Below are 15,018 nucleotides of genomic sequence, written 5' to 3'. Positions count from 1 at the left end.
CGGGGCCCACCGCATCAGTGAGGTGAAGGCGGTACACGACAGCGGTGAGTGCGGGGGAACCCAGGTATGAGACAGGCGCGGGCGGACGAGTACGCCGAGTTCGCGGTGGCGCGGGCCGGACACCTGTACCGCTCCGCGTGTCTGCTCACCGCCGGGGACACGCACCTGGCCGAGGATCTCGTCCAGGAGACCTTCGGGCGGCTGTACGTCCGCTGGGGACGCGTGTCCCGGGTGGGGAACCCCGCCGGGTACGCGCAGACCGTACTCACCCGCGCCTTCCTCGCCCACCAGCGCCGGCGCAGCAGCCGGGAGCGGGCCACGGACGTGTTCCCGGACCTGCCCGGCGCCGGGGACGGTGACGCCTCGCTGCGACTGACGCTGCTCGACGCGCTGGCGCGGCTGCCCGCCAAGGACCGCGCCGTGGTCGTCCTGCGGTACTGGGAGGACCGGTCGATCGAGGAGACCGCCGACGTCATGAACGTCAGCTCGGCGGCCGTGCGGACCCGGTGCTCCCGGGCGCTGGGCCGGCTGCGTGACCTGCTCGGCGAGGATCTCGCGGAGTACGCCAGATACTGACGTAACCGATCTCGTTCCCCCGATCCCACTCCCCCACTTCGGCTCTCACTTCTCCCATCCATGCGGAAAGGGTGGTTCGCCATGCCCGAAAACCAGGACCAGGAACTCTTCGAGGAGCGGCTGTCCGCCGCGCTGCACGAGACCGGCGGGCGCTTCGACACCGACCGTTCGGCCCTCGTCACCGGCGGGCGGACCCGCGGGCGGCGGGCGCTGACGCGGCGCCGGGCCGGGGTGCTCGGCGGGGTGGCCGGGGTCGCGCTGGTCGGGGTGGGCGGGGCGGTGCTGCTGCCGCAGGGGAACTCCGACGGCCGGGACGTCTCCGCCGCGACCACCGGCGCCACCTCGACGCCCTCCGCGTCGGCCACGGCGCCCGCTCCGCCTCCCGTATCCGGCGACACCATCCTCGGTCAGCTCAAGGAGCTGCTTCCCGAGGGCGAGTTCAGCCAGGAGGACGCCCGGGGGTCGGCCGACCAGCCTTCGCCGTACGCGTATCTCGTGTACGACGACGGGAAGGGAGCCGCCGCGATCAGCATGGGCCTCTACCGTGTGGAGCCGGGCAGTGCTCAGGTCCGCCAACTGATGGAGTGTCCCGACGAGACGTTCGTCCCGCACGACTCCTGCTCCTCCACCCGCCTGCCCGACGGCTCGCTGCTGCGGTTGTTCAAGGGTTACGAGTATGCGGACAAGCGCGTGGACACCAAGCTCTGGACCGCCGACCTGGTCACGGACAAGGGGCAGCACGTCAGCCTGAGCGAGTGGAACGCGCCCGCGCAGAAGGGCGTGCCCGTCTCGCGTGCCGAGCCCCCGCTGTCGGCCGGGCAGTTGAAGGAGGTCGTCACGGCCGAGGTGTGGCGCCGGGTGGTGGACGCGATTCCCGAGGACCCGAAGGCCGCCGAGACCACCGAGGGCGCGCCGACCGCCGACGTGCCGCCGGCCGCCGTCTCCGGCAAGGACGCCGGCGAGACGCTGGTCGGGCTGCTCCCCGAAGGGCTGGACGTGGTCAGGAAGGGTGGCCAGGAGGACGAGTTCACCTACGTCGTCGTCGATGACGGGCAGGGTGAGAGCCTCGTTCAGGTCAACGTCCAGTACGGCATGGGCGACGTCGCCGGCCAGCTCTACGCCAACGGCGAGACCCTGCCCGACGGCACTCGCGTCGCCGTCCGGCAGGGCAACGGGGACGACCGGGTCGCCGGGGTCCTGATGTGGACCGCCGACACCCTGCGGCCCGGTGAGGACGGCTTCCGCGTGGTGATCAGCGCCTTCAACAACGGGGCCGCGCACGCCGAGCCGTCGCGCGCCACTCCCGCGCTGACCATCGGCCAGCTGCGGGAGATGGCGCTCAGCCCGGAGTGGGACAAGCTGCGGTAGGGACGGCGACGGTCCGGGCGGCGGTCAGAAGAAGCTGGCCCAAGGCTGGTCCCAGATCTCCTTCACGCACAGCACCAGGAACAGCAGGCCCGCGATCGTGAGCATGCCGTTGCTGAGCCAGCCGTTGCGCCACTCGGCCGGTGTGCGGGAGGAGTTGAGGAGCCAGACCAGGGTCAGGGCTAGGAAGGGCATGAAGGCCGCGCCCAGCACGCCGTAGATGATGACCAGGCGGAAGGGTTCGCCCTGGAAGAGCAGGACGATGGGCGGGAAGGTCAGCCAGAGCAGGTAGGCGCGGAAGGGCCAGGAGCGTTCCTGCTCGCCGGTGGCGACCTCTTTGGCCTTGCCCGCCCGCTTGTCCCGCAGCCGGGACACGAAGTCCGCGAACATCAGGCTCACGCCGTGCCACACGCCGATGAGCGAGGTGAAGGACGTGGCGAAGAAGCCGATCAGGAAGAACTTGGCCGTCGCCGTGCCGTACTCGTCCTCCAGGATGTCGCCGAGCTGCACCAGGCCCTTGCCGCCGCCGGAGAGCGCGATGTTCGCGGCGTGCAGCAGCTCCGCGCCGACGAAGAGCATGGCGACGACGAAGACGCCGGTGGTGATGTAGGCGACCCGGTTGTCCAGCCGCATCACCTTCATCCAGCCGGTGTCGGCCCAGCCCTTGGCGTTGACCCAGTAGCCGTAGGCGGCGAGCGTGATCGTGCCGCCCACGCCGCCGATCAGACCGAGGGTGTTGAGGACGGAGTCCTCGCCGTCGGGGATGACGGGGAGGAGACCCGCGAAGGCGTCGCCCAGGTTGGGGGCGACCCGGATCGCCAGGTAGACCGTCACCACGAACATGACGCCCACCAGGACCGTCATGACCTTCTCGAAGACGGCGTACTTGTTGAACCAGACGAAGACCAGGCCGACCACGCCGCAGGCCACGCCCCACCATTCGAGGTCCATCACGTTGGGGAACAGTGCCTGCAGGGGCAGGGCGCTGGACGACATCGCCGCCGCGCCGTAGGAGAAGCCCCAGATGACGACGTAGAACGCGAAGAACCACGTCGTCCAGCGGCCCAGGCTGGCCCAGCCGTCGAAGAGGGTGCGGCCGGTGGAGAGGTGCCAGCGGCCCGCCGCCTCGGCCAGGGAGATCTTGACCAGGCAGCCGAGGACCGCCGCCCACAACAGGGTGTAGCCGAAATTGCTGCCCGCGATCAGGGTGGCCACGAGGTCGCCGGCGCCGACCCCGGTCGCCGCGACGACGATGCCGGGGCCGATGTAGCGCCAACTGGATTTGCGGGGCGCCGAGCCGGGGCCGTGTGGTGTCCCCGTGGCCTTGTCACTGGTGTTGCCCGTGGTGTCCGCCATGCGGGCCAAGAAAGCCCATGGTGGACGCCAGGACAAGAGGGCCTGCGGGGATCTTCACCCGAAGGTGCCCAACCTGGGCGCTACTTCGCGTCGGCCGTCTTCTGCTCCTCGGCCGTGGCCTGTTCCCCGGTCGCCTCGGGCTCCGCCTCGCCGTCCTCGAAGTAGGTGTCCAGGACCTCGTCCAGGGCGGCTTCCCACTCCTTGAAACGGCTCCGGGACGTCGCCTCGATCTCGATCGGGTACCAGCGGCGGTCCGGCGTGTGCACCGTGACGGTGAACCGCTTGCCGAAGCGGCCCGTCTCCGTCTCGACGGCGCCGACCTCGTCCCAGCGGAACTCGCAGCTCTGGTCGTCGAGGGCGAGGCGTACGCCCTTGTGGTCGGCGACGATCCGGGCGCGGCGGTCGGCGGCCTCGAAGACGGGGCCGCCGGGGGCCTCCTCTTCCTCGTCCGGTTCGTCCGTCTGCTCGGCGGTCTCCTCCGGCTCGCGGACGTCCTCGGACACGGCCTCGGCGTCGGACGGGTCGGTGTCCGCCTTCTTCTCGGCCGGTCTCGTGTCCGCCGGCTCACCGGTCACGGGCGCGGTGAGCCCGGGGATGAAGGCCGGGTCGAATCCGGCGCCTTCCAGGGGCTGGCTGGTCGATCCTCTGCGCTGCTCCACAGCGGGCAGTATGGTCGACGAACCTGTGCCGGACACAGCCAGCCCCGTCATCGTTATCAGACGACTACACGCGGCCCTATACGAACAGGCTCAGCACCGCCGCGACCACGAACCCGGCGACCGACAGCACGCTCTCCAGCACGGTCCACGTCTTGAGCGTGTCCCGTTCGCTGATGCCGAAGTACTTGGCGACCATCCAGAAGCCGCCGTCGTTGACGTGCGAGGCGAAGATGGAGCCCGCCGAGATGGCCATGATGACCAGGGCGACGAACGCCTGCGAGTGGTCGCCCGCGGCGAGCAGCGGCGCCACGATGCCCGCCGTCGTCACGATGGCCACCGTCGCCGAGCCCTGCGCGACCCGCAGCACCAGGGAGATCAGGTAGGAGAGGACGATCACCGGCAGGCCGACGTCGTTGAAGGTGTCGGAGAGGGCCTGGGCGACGCCGCTGGCGCTGAGGACGGCACCGAAGACGCCGCCCGCGCCGACCACCAGCAGGATGTTGCCGACCGGCTTCAGCGAGGCCGTCGAGACGGTCTCCAGGGACTTGCGGGACCAGCCGCGCCGGATGCCGAGCAGGTAGTAGGCGAGCAGCAGGGCGATGGTCAGGGCCACGAACGGGTTGCCGAAGAACTCGATCACCGAGCGCAGCGTGGACTCGTCCAGGGCGATGGAGGAGAAGGTCGCGGCGAGGATCAGGACCAGCGGGGTGCCGATGATGCCGAGGACCGTGCCGAGCGCCACGGGGCTCTCGTGCGGGGCGACGCCGGCCTGGGTCTGCTCGTCGATGACGGCCTGCTTGGCCTCCTCGGCGGCCTCGACCATGTCCTGCGGCACGGGCACGAAGATGCGGCGGCCGATCCAGGCGGAGAACACCCAGGCGGCGAGCACGGCGGGGATGCCGCAGACGATGCCCATGAGGATGACCCAGCCGAGGTCCACCTTCAGCAGTCCGGCGGCGGCCACCGGGCCGGGGTGCGGCGGCAGGAAGGCGTGGGTCATCGACAGGCCGGCCAGCAGCGGCAGGCAGTAGAGCAGGACCGACTTGCCGGAGCGCTTGGCGGCGGCGTAGACGATCGGCGCGAGGACGAAGATGCCGACGTCGAAGAAGACGGGGATGCCGAAGATGAGGCCGGTGAGGCCCATCGCGAGCGGGGCGCGCTTCTCGCCGAAGAGGCCCAGCAGGCGGGAGGCCAGGACCTGGGCGCCGCCGCTGACTTCGAGGATCGCGCCGAGCATGGTGCCGAGGCCGATGATGATGGCGACGTGGCCGAGGATGCCGCCCATGCCGGACTCGATGGTGGAGACGGCGTCGGACTTCTGGACGGTGCCGAAGAGCTCGGTGACCGACAGGCCGGCGAGCAGGCCGACGGCTATGGAGACGGCGAGCAGCGCGACGAAGGGCTGCAGCCGGACCTTGATGATCAGGAAGAGCAGGAGCGCGATGCCGATCGCGGCGACGGTGAGCAGGCCCGCCGTACCGTCGATCAGGGTGAGCAGGCCGCCGGTGTGCGGTGGCGTCTGAGGGGCGGAGGAGGCGGCGAGCTGGAGGGACGGGAAGGACATACGGGGGTCCTCTGGGTAAACACATACTGCTTTCGGGCAGGGCGGGGCGCGGCACGGCGCCCGGACTCCGATGGGGGGAGGGCGCCGTGCCGTGCGACAGGTGAAGAAGGAAGAAGGTGCGGCCGGGGGCGGATCAGCCCAGGACGGCCAGCGCGTCGATCTCGATGAGCAGGCCGGCGGGCAGACCGACGTAGACGGTCGTGCGGGCGGCGGGCGGCTGAGTGAGGCCCTGCTCCTCGAAGTACGCGTTGTAGATCTCGTTCATCTCGGCGAAGTGGTCCACGTCGGTGAGGTAGACGCGGAGCATCATCACGTCGTCCCAGGAGGCGCCGCCCTCCTCCAGGATCGCCTTGACGTTGGCGAGGGTCTGGAGGGTCTGCTCGCGCAGGGTCGGGCCGGCCGGCGTGGGGGCCTTGCCGTCCTCGTGGGGGAGGAAGCCGACCTGACCGGCGACCTGGAGGATGTTGCCCTTCTTGACGCCGTGGCTGAACTTCGCCGGGGGGACGGTGTGGGTCGCGGGGGTGAGAGCGATCTTGTCGGTCATGCGGTGACTTCCTTGACTGGGGTCCTGCCGGAGTACTCGCCGCTGATCGCGTCCGCCGTACGGCGGACCAGCGGGAGCAGGGTGAGGAGTTCGTCGGCGGTGACGACCACGTTCGGCGCGGAGACCGACATCGCGGCGACCACCCGGCCGTCGGCGCCCCGGATGGGCGCGGCGACGCAGTTGATGGACTCCTCGTGGCCACCGAGGTCGGTGGCCCAGCCCTGTTCGCGCACCTTGGCCAGCTCCTTGAGGAAGCCGTCGGCGTTGGGTGTCGAACGGGCCGTGTACAGGGGGTAGTCGAGCTTCTCGACGACGGCTCGGCGTTCGTTCTCGGGGAGGTCGGCGAGCAGGAGTTTCGCCACGGCCGCCACCGTTATGGCGACGGGCTTGCCGATCCGCGAGTACATGCGGACCGGGTAGCGGCTCTCCACCTTGTCGATGTAGAGGACCTCGTTCTCCTCGTACACGGCGAGGTGGACGGTGTGCCCGCACTGCTCGTTGAGGCGTACGAGATGAGGGTGGGCGATCTCGCGGACGTCGAGGTTCTCCATCGCCTCCTGGGCCAGGGCGATGAGGCGGGCGCCGAGGCGGTAGCGCTGGTCCTCCTGGCGGTAGACGAAGCCGTGTTCGTGGAGGGTGCGCAGCAGGCGCAGGGCCGTGGACTTGTGGACGCCGAGACGGTCGGCGACCCGGCCCAGGTCTGCGGGGCCCTCGGCGAGCAGCGGCAGGATGCTCAGCGCGCGGTCGACGGTCTGGCTCATGGGGTGCGTACCTCCTCCTCGGCCCTCGCGTCGGCCTGTGTCCAGCCGGGGCCGAGTCGAAGTGTCCCCCACGCGTCGTCGTCGAGGGCGGCCAGGCGGTCGGCGTGGCCGCGGGCCGGGGGCTCGGCGAGGTCGCCGGGGACGGTGAGGGCGGCGGCGGCCATCAGGTGGCCGTGGCGCAGGCGCTCGCGCACGGGCAGGTCGCGCAGGGTGGCGGAGAGGAACCCGGCGGCGAAGGCGTCGCCCGCGCCGACGGCGGCGACGACGTCGACGGTGAGGGCGGGGACGGTGGTGACGTGGGTGGCCTCGGTGCCGTCGGCGCCGACGGTCCGGCGGAAGGCGGTGGCGCCGCTCGCGCCCTGCTTGACGACCAGTACCTCGGGTTCGGGCAGCGCGGCGCGCACGGCCTCCGGACCGCCCAGTCCCCAGGCCTCGTCCTCGCCCACGAAGACGAGGTCGGCGCCCCGGGCCAGATCGAGCAGCACCCGCGCGCCGTCGGTGTCGCCGCGCCACAGGCCGGGGCGGTGGTTGACGTCGAAGGAGACGAGGGGGCGGCCGGGGCGGCGGGCGGTCAGTTCGCGCATCAGATCGAGGCAGTCGGCGGAGAGCGCGGGGGTGATGCCGGAGAGGTGGAGCACGCGGCCGGAGCGGATCGCGTCGAGGTCCATGTTCCGGACGGACATCGCGGAGGCGGCGGAGCCCGCACGGTAGTACGCGACCTCGTGGGCGTCGGTGGCGCGATCCCCGGCGGTGCGGAAGTAGACGCCGGTGGGGCGGCCGGGGTCGCGGCGCACGGCGGAGACGTCCACCCCGTAGGCGCCGACCGCCTCGACGAGGTGGTCGCCGAAGCCGTCCGCGCCGACCCGGCTGATCCAGCGGGCGGTGTGTCCGGCGGCGGCGAGCACGCAGGCCACGTTGGACTCGGCGCCGCCGATGGCGCGGTCGAAGGAGGGGACGTCGGCGAGGCGGCCGGGTACGGAGGGGAGGAAGGTGACCATGGACTCGCCGAGCGCGACGACGTCCACGACGTCGGGGGCGGTGCTGGTGGGTCCGGTGGCGGTCACGATGGTGGGGGCTCCTCGTCGCGTCTGGCGGGCGGCGGCTCCGTTGACCCCGCGTTCGCCGAGATGTTAGACAGCAGTAAGCGATATACGCAACGGTCGTTGCAGGTGTTGCAACGCACCCGCAACGCTTCAGATCAGGGAGGCTCCATGGCCCTCGACACCGGCTCCGCGAACGGCCGCGAAGCCCTCGCCAAACTGGCCGAGGAGCACGTCGACCACCGCTTCAAGGGCCTCCCGCCGGACGCGTACGGCCTGACCGTCGCCGAGCTGGCCGGACAGCGCCGCAACCTCTTCACCGGCGGTTTCACCACGCCCGTGCTGGCCCTGTCCGCCGAGCGTCTGGAGCACAACCTGGAGCTCATGGAGACGTACTCCGCCCGGCACGGCCTCGCTTTCGCGCCGCACGGCAAGACCTCCATGGCCCCGCAGCTCTTCCACCGCCAGATCGAGCACGGCGCCTGGGGCATCACCCTCGCCGTGCCGCACCAGGTGCGGGTGGCGCGGGCCTTCGGTATCCAGCGGATCTTCCTCGCCAACGAGCTGGTCGACGCCGCCGCCCTGCGCTGGATCTCCTCGGAGCTGGACGCCGACCCGGGCTTCCGCTTCGTCTGCTACGTCGACTCCGTGCGCGGCGTCGAGCGGATGGACGCGGCGCTGACGGAGGCGGGCGCCTCCCGCCCGGTGGACGTCGTGGTCGAGCTGGCCGCCGGTGAGGGCGCGCGGACCGGCGTGCGCACCGAGGCGCAGTGTGCGGCGGTCGCCGACGCGGTGGCCGGGGCGCGGACGCTGCGGCTCGCCGGTGTCGCCGGGTACGAGGGCGAGGTGCCGGACGCCGACCCGGAGAAGGTGCACGCCTGGCTGCGGCGGCTGGTCGCGCTCGCCGTCGACTTCGACAAGGGCGGGCGGTTCGACGGGCTGGAGGACATCGTGGTGAGCGCGGGCGGCAGCGCCTGGTTCGACGCGGTGGCCGACGTGTTCGCCGAGGTCCCCGGCCTGTCCCTGCCCGTGCTGAAGCTGCTGCGCTCGGGCGCGTACGTCTCCCACGACGACGGCCACTACCGCGAGCTGACCCCCTTCAACCGGGTCCCCGAGGAGGGGGCCCTGGAGCCCGCCTTCCGCCTGTGGAGCCAGGTCGTCTCCCGCCCCTCCCCCGAGCAGGCCTTCACCAACGCGGGCAAGCGGGACGCGGCCTACGACCTCCACCTGCCCTTCGCCCAGGCCGTGCGCCCCGCCGACGGCGGCCCGGAGCGCCCGGCGACCGGCATCACGGTGACCGGCCTGTCCGACCAGCACGCCTGGCTGCGCACGACCGCCGAGGCGGACCTGGAGGTGGGCGACTGGCTCGGGACCGGCCTGTCCCACCCCTGCACGTCCTTCGACAAGTGGCAGCTCATCCCGGTCGCCGAGGCGGACGGGACGGTCGTCGACTACATCCGCACGTTCTTCTAGAGGAGGCTTCGGTGGAAGAGCTGGTCATCAGGGACGCGGACGTCGTCGACGGCTCCGGCGCGGACGCGTACCGCGCGGACGTCGTGGTCGACGGCGGCCGGATCGTCTCGATCGTCAAGGAGGCGGCGGCCGCCGGCTGCCAGCGCCCGGAGGCACGCCGCGAGCTGGACGCCGAGGGCCTGGTCCTCTCCCCCGGCTTCATCGACATGCACGCCCACAGCGACCTGGCGCTGCTGCGGGACCCCGACCACAGCGCCAAGGCCGCGCAGGGCGTCACCCTGGAGGTCATCGGCCAGGACGGGCTGTCGTACGCGCCGGTGGACGACCGCACCCTCGGCGAGGTGCGCCGCGCGATCGCCGGGTGGAACGGCCCCGGCGACGACGTCGACTTCGACTGGCGGTCGGTCGGCGAGTACCTGGACCGGCTCGACGGGGGCATCGCGGTCAACGCCGCCTACCTGATCCCGCAGGGCACGGTGCGCGCCCTCGCGGTCGGCTGGGACGACCGGGAGGCGACCGAGGCCGAGCTGGAGCACATGCGGCGGCTGGTCGCCGAGGGGATGGAGCAGGGCGCGGTCGGCATGTCGTCCGGGCTGACCTACACGCCGGGCATGTACGCCAAGGACGCCGAGCTGACCGAGCTGTGCCGGGTGGTGGCGTCGTACGGCGGCTACTACTGCCCGCACCACCGCTCGTACGGGGCCGGGGCACTCCAGGCGTACGAGGAGATGGTGGAGCTGACGCGGGAAGCGGACTGCCCGCTGCACCTCGCGCACGCCACGATGAACTTCGGCGTCAACAAGGGCAAGGCCCCCGAGCTGCTGACCCTGCTGGACGACGCGCTCGCCGCCGGCGCCGACATCACGCTCGACACGTACCCGTACACCCCCGGCTGCACCACCCTCGTGGCGCTGCTGCCGAGCTGGGCGAGCGAGGGCGGCCCGGACCGGATCATGGAGCGGCTGGCGGACGACGACACCGCCGAGCGCATCCGCCACCACATGGAGGAGATCGGCTCCGACGGCTCCCACGGCGTGCCCATGGAGTGGGAGACGATCGAGATCTCCGGCACGGGCGACCCGGCTCTCGCTGAGTACGTCGGCCGTACGGTCCTGGAGTCGGCGCGGCTGCGCGGCGAGAGTCCGTGGACGGTCGCCCGGCACCTGCTGCTGGCCGACCGGCTGGCGCCGACCATCCTCCAGCACGTCGGCCACGAGGAGAACGTCCGCGCGATCATGCGCCACCGCGTCCACACCGGCGGCTCGGACGGCATCCTCCAGGGCGCGAAGCCGCACCCGCGCGCCTACGGCACCTTTCCGCACTACCTCGGGCACTACGTGCGCGAGCTGGGCGTGCTGTCGCTCCAGGAGTGCGTCGCGCACCTCACCTCGCGCCCCGCGGCCCGGCTGCGGCTGCCGGACCGGGGGCTGGTGCGCGAGGGGTACCGGGCCGACCTGGTGCTCTTCGACCCGGCGACGGTCGCGGCGGGCAGCACGTACGAGAACCCGCGCGTGCTGCCGACGGGCATCCCGTACGTGCTGGTCGACGGGCGGTTCGTGATGGAGGACGGGCGGCGGACGGACGTGCTGGCGGGCCGGTCGGTGCGACGCACCGCGCGGTGACCCGGCAATGAGCGCGTGACGAAACCCACCCAAAGCACACGTCTCAAGTGGCGGATAACACCACCCATGGAACGTGACCGGGCCGTAAGCTCGCGCACATGCAGGTGATCCAGTCGACGAAACTCGCCAACGTCTGTTACGAGATCCGGGGCCCGGTGCTCGAGGAGGCGATGCGGCTGGAGGCGGCCGGGCACCGCATCCTGAAGCTGAACACCGGCAATCCGGCCGCCTTCGGGTTCGAGTGCCCGCCGGAGATCCTGGAGGACATCCTCCGCAACGTGTCGACGGCCCACGGCTACGGCGACGCGAAGGGCCTGCTGGCGGCGCGCCGGGCCGTGGTCATGCACAACCAGACCCTCGGCATCGAGACGGACGTCGAGCACGTCTTCATCGGCAACGGCGTCTCCGAACTGATCGTGATGGCGATGCAAGGCCTGCTCGACGACGGCGACGAGGTCCTCGTCCCGGCGCCCGACTACCCGCTGTGGACGGCCGCCGTGTCGCTCTCCGGCGGCACGGCGGTGCACTACCGCTGCGACGAGCAGTCCGACTGGATGCCGGACCTGGCGGACGTCGAGCGGAAGATCACCGACCGCACCAAGGCGCTCGTGATCATCAACCCGAACAACCCGACGGGCGCGGTCTACGACGAGGCGATGGTGCGCGCGCTCACCGACATCGCCCGCCGCCACAACCTGCTGGTCTGCTCCGACGAGATCTACGACAAGATCCTGTACGACGAGGCCACGCACACCCCGACCGCCGCGGTCGCCCCGGACCTGCTCACCCTCACCTTCAACGGCATGTCGAAGGCGTACCGGGTGGCGGGATACCGCGTCGGCTGGATGTCGATCTCCGGACCGCGCGCGCACGCCGAGTCCTACATCGAGGGCCTGACGGTCCTGGCCAACATGCGGCTGTGCGCCAACATGCCGGGCCAGCACGGCGTGGTCGCCGCCCTCAGTGGGCGGCAGACCATCAACGAGCTGGTCCTGCCGGGCGGGCGGCTGCGGGAGCAGCGGGACGCCGCGCACGAGGCGCTGACCAGCATCCCGGGCGTGACGTGCGTGAAGCCGAAGGGCGCGCTGTACCTCTTCCCCCGGCTCGACCCCAAGGTCTTCAAGATCAAGGACGACCGGCGGATGGTCCTGGACCTGCTGCGCCAGGAGAAGATCATGGTCGTCCAGGGCACCGGCTTCAACTGGCCCGAGCCCGACCACTTCCGGGTGGTGACCCTGCCGACGGCGAGCGACCTGCGCGAGGCGGTGGGGCGGATCGGGAACTTCCTGGACGGGTACGGCCAGCCCTGAGCCCATCTCCGACGACCGTCAACTTTAGATTGAATCCAATGTAGGATGGTTTCCTGAAGCACTCAGGAGGCCGTCCCATGTACGAACCGATCCGCACCAGGTCCGTCCACAGCACGACGGCCGGCGACACCTCGGACTTCCCCCACCGGTCCCGGGAGGAAGAGCTGGACATCCAGCTCGCGGGCCACCTCGCGGCACTGCTCGCCGTCACGGACGAGCTGCGCACGCTGGCGCCCGACACCGGCCTGGACACCGCCGCCGACCGGCTCGCCGAGCAGGTGGCCCGGCTGCGGGGAGGCCCGGCGCCGGTCCGCGTGCCGGTGACCGCGGCCCGCCCCACGCCCCACCTGGCGGCCCTGCACCGCCGGGCGCACACCCTCGCGGGCCGCGCCCTGGTGGTGGCGGCCTCCCGCGCCGACACGGCGGTCGCGATCCTGACCGCCGAGCGCATGGACGCGCACGCCGCGGCCCTCGAGCCGCGCGAACTCGCGTCCCACTGAGCCCTCCGGGCTCCCCCTGCGGCCCCGGCCCGCGCGCACCCGCAGCGACGCGCGGGCCGGGTGCCATTCACTGCGTTGGCCTTGGCTGGGTCGCAACGGCGCCGTGGAGCTGGCTGACGGTTGGCGGCTTTCCGTCCGTCGTGGCTGGTCGCGCAGTTCCCCGCGCCCCTTTCGGGGCGCGGACCTCACCGGCGTTTCGCAATGCTGAAGGGCCGGGTCCTCCGCACGCCGTTGTGCGGGGGCCCGGCCCGGGTGGGAACTCCCTGTGCTCCGGGCACTGCTGAGCTACTGGAGCGCGGGGAGGTCCCCTCGCGGCCGGCCTTCGTGACGACTTCGCGGGTCAGGGCTAGTCGGACCGGCCGCGGAGACCTTGGGGGACGTCAGCCCAGGCGCCGCACCAGCGCCCGGTACTGGTCCCACAGCTCGGCGGGCGTGTGGTCGCCGAAGGTGTTCAGGTGCTCGGGGACGAGCGCCGCCTCCTCGCGCCACACCTCCTTGTCGACGCTGAGCAGGAACTCCAGGTCGGCGTCGGCGAGGTCGAGGCCTTCGGTGTCCAGGGACTCCTTGGTCGGCAGCACGCCGATCGGGGTCTCGACGCCGTCCGCCCTGCCCTCCAGGCGCTCCACGATCCACTTCAGGACGCGGCCGTTCTCACCGAATCCGGGCCAGACGAACTTGCCCTCGTCGTCCTTGCGGAACCAGTTGACGTAGTAGATCTTCGGCAGCTTGGACTGGTCCTTGTCCTTGGCCACGTCGATCCAGTGCCCCATGTAGTCGCCCATGTTGTAGCCGCAGAACGGCAGCATGGCGAAGGGGTCGCGGCGCAGCTCGCCGACCTTGCCCTCGGCGGCGGCGGTCTTCTCGGAGGCCACGTTGGCGCCGAGGAAGACGCCGTGGTTCCAGTCGAAGGACTCGGTGACCAGCGGTACGGCGGTGGCGCGGCGGCCGCCGAAGAGGATCGCCGAGATCGGCACGCCCTTGGGGTCCTCCCACTCCGGCGCGATGATCGGGCACTGCGCGGCGGGGGTGGTGAAGCGGGCGTTGGGGTGGGCGGCCGGGGTGCCGGACTCGGGCGTCCAGTCGTTGCCCTTCCAGTCCGTGAGGTGGGCCGGGGTCTCCTCGGTCATGCCCTCCCACCACACGTCGCCGTCGTCGGTGAGGGCGACGTTGGTGAAGACGGAGTTGCCCCACAGGGTCTTCATCGCGTTGGCGTTGGTGTGCTCGCCGGTGCCGGGCGCGACACCGAAGAAGCCGGCCTCGGGGTTGATCGCGTACAGGCGGCCGTCTTCGCCGAAGCGCATCCAGGCGATGTCGTCGCCGATGGTCTCCACGGTCCAGCCGGAGATCGTGGGCTCCAGCATGGCGAGGTTGGTCTTGCCGCAGGCCGACGGGAAGGCGGCGGCTACGTACTTGGGCTCACCGGTGGGCGGGGTCAGCTTCAGCACCAGCATGTGCTCGGCGAGCCAGCCCTCGTCGCGGGCCATGACGGAGGCGATGCGCAGGGCGTAGCACTTCTTGCCGAGCAGGGCGTTGCCGCCGTAGCCGGAGCCGTAGGACCAGATCTCGCGGTCCTCGGGGAAGTGCGAGATGTACTTGGTGCTGTTGCAGGGCCACGGGACGTCCTCCTGGCCCTCCTCCAGCGGGGCGCCCAGCGTGTGCACGGCCTTGACGAAGAAGCCCTCGTCGCCCAGCTCGTCCAGGACCGGCTGTCCCATGCGGGTCATGGTGCGCATGGAGACGGCGACGTACGCGGAGTCGGTGATCTCGACGCCCAGCGCGGAGAGCGGGGAGCCGAGGGGGCCCATGCAGAAGGGCACGACGTACATGGTCCGGCCGCGCATGGAGCCGCGGAACAGGCCCCCCTCGCCCTTCTCACCCGTGAAGATCTCCCGCATCTCGGCGGGGTCCTTCCAGTGGTTGGTGGGGCCGGCGTCCTCCTCCTTCGCGGAGCAGATGAAGGTCCGGTCCTCGACGCGCGCGACGTCGGAGGGGTCGGAGGCCGCGTAGTACGAGTTGGGGCGCTTGATCGGGTCGAGCTTGCGGAAGGTGCCCTTCTCCACGAGCTCCCCGCACAGGCGCTCGTACTCGGCCTCGGATCCGTCACACCAGACCACTTCGTCCGGCTGGGTCAGTTCGGCGATCTCGTTCACCCACGAGATCAGCTCCTGGTGGTTGGTGGGGACGGGGGGAGCAGCGATGTCGCGCGCCACGATTGCTCCTAAATGAGGGGTTTTTTGTTTGGAGGCCC

At 71.3% G+C, this 15,018-nt stretch carries 13 protein-coding genes; 6 read left to right on the top strand and 7 right to left on the bottom strand.

From position 1 onward, the window contains the following. Window positions 1–66 precede the first annotated feature (66 nt). Window positions 67–576 carry a SigE family RNA polymerase sigma factor gene (locus ACFW47_RS07870; RefSeq protein WP_386305147.1) on the top strand — a complete coding sequence of 170 codons (510 nt, stop codon included), beginning with the start codon at window positions 67–69 and terminating at the stop codon, window positions 574–576. Between the two features lie 81 nt (window positions 577–657). Continuing rightward, window positions 658–1,944, top strand: coding sequence for a hypothetical protein (locus ACFW47_RS07865; protein ID WP_386305145.1), 1,287 nt, complete (start codon window positions 658–660; stop codon window positions 1,942–1,944). A gap of 24 nt (window positions 1,945–1,968) precedes the next feature. Here ACFW47_RS07865 and ACFW47_RS07860 read toward each other — a convergent pair whose 3' ends face one another. The 6 genes from ACFW47_RS07860 to ACFW47_RS07835 form a co-directional block, all read right to left on the bottom strand. Continuing rightward, window positions 1,969–3,297: an Nramp family divalent metal transporter gene (locus ACFW47_RS07860; RefSeq protein WP_386305143.1), complete on the bottom strand. Its 1,329-nt coding sequence runs from the start codon at window positions 3,295–3,297 to the stop codon at window positions 1,969–1,971. Window positions 3,298–3,377: 80 nt separating this feature from the next. Then, window positions 3,378–3,956 carry a hypothetical protein gene (locus tag ACFW47_RS07855; RefSeq protein ID WP_386287033.1) on the bottom strand — a complete coding sequence of 193 codons (579 nt, stop codon included), beginning with the start codon at window positions 3,954–3,956 and terminating at the stop codon, window positions 3,378–3,380. 76 nt (window positions 3,957–4,032) lie between these two features. Continuing rightward, on the bottom strand, window positions 4,033–5,520 hold the full coding sequence (locus tag ACFW47_RS07850) for a GntP family permease (protein ID WP_386287035.1): 1,488 nt from the start codon (window positions 5,518–5,520) through the stop codon (window positions 4,033–4,035). A gap of 133 nt (window positions 5,521–5,653) precedes the next feature. Next, window positions 5,654–6,064 (bottom strand): RidA family protein, encoded by a 411-nt coding sequence (locus tag ACFW47_RS07845; RefSeq protein WP_073724669.1) that lies wholly within the window; start codon window positions 6,062–6,064, stop codon window positions 5,654–5,656. Beyond that, a complete protein-coding gene (locus tag ACFW47_RS07840; protein WP_386287037.1) occupies window positions 6,061–6,825 on the bottom strand; it encodes an IclR family transcriptional regulator in 765 nt (254 codons plus the stop codon). Before ACFW47_RS07840 ends, ACFW47_RS07845 begins: the two co-directional genes overlap by 4 nt. Then, complete coding sequence (locus ACFW47_RS07835) at window positions 6,822–7,889, bottom strand: sugar kinase (protein ID WP_386287039.1); 1,068 nt, start codon at window positions 7,887–7,889, stop codon at window positions 6,822–6,824. The genes ACFW47_RS07840 and ACFW47_RS07835 overlap by 4 nt, the downstream gene beginning before the upstream one ends. Window positions 7,890–8,036: 147 nt before the next feature. Between ACFW47_RS07835 and ACFW47_RS07830 the strand changes: the two genes are divergently transcribed. From ACFW47_RS07830 to ACFW47_RS07815, 4 genes are all read left to right on the top strand, one after another. After that, window positions 8,037–9,338: an amino acid deaminase gene (locus tag ACFW47_RS07830; RefSeq protein WP_386287040.1), complete on the top strand. Its 1,302-nt coding sequence runs from the start codon at window positions 8,037–8,039 to the stop codon at window positions 9,336–9,338. Window positions 9,339–9,349: 11 nt separating this feature from the next. Beyond that, window positions 9,350–10,960 carry an amidohydrolase family protein gene (locus ACFW47_RS07825; protein ID WP_386287042.1) on the top strand — a complete coding sequence of 537 codons (1,611 nt, stop codon included), beginning with the start codon at window positions 9,350–9,352 and terminating at the stop codon, window positions 10,958–10,960. 98 nt (window positions 10,961–11,058) lie between these two features. After that, window positions 11,059–12,270, top strand: coding sequence for a pyridoxal phosphate-dependent aminotransferase (locus ACFW47_RS07820; protein ID WP_073724679.1), 1,212 nt, complete (start codon window positions 11,059–11,061; stop codon window positions 12,268–12,270). A 77-nt stretch (window positions 12,271–12,347) separates the two neighbouring features. Beyond that, the gene (locus ACFW47_RS07815) at window positions 12,348–12,770 is read left to right on the top strand and encodes a hypothetical protein (RefSeq protein WP_386287044.1); all 423 of its coding nucleotides are present in this window, start codon (window positions 12,348–12,350) and stop codon (window positions 12,768–12,770) included. 380 nt (window positions 12,771–13,150) lie between these two features. Here ACFW47_RS07815 and ACFW47_RS07810 read toward each other — a convergent pair whose 3' ends face one another. Then, window positions 13,151–14,980: a phosphoenolpyruvate carboxykinase (GTP) gene (locus ACFW47_RS07810; protein ID WP_386305141.1), complete on the bottom strand. Its 1,830-nt coding sequence runs from the start codon at window positions 14,978–14,980 to the stop codon at window positions 13,151–13,153. Between the last annotated feature and the right edge of the window lie 38 nt (window positions 14,981–15,018).

Origin of the sequence: Streptomyces sp. NPDC058796, from assembly GCF_042745235.1 — a bacterium.
GTDB lineage: Bacteria > Actinomycetota > Actinomycetes > Streptomycetales > Streptomycetaceae > Streptomyces.
This window is presented reverse-complemented; position numbering and strand designations above follow the sequence as displayed.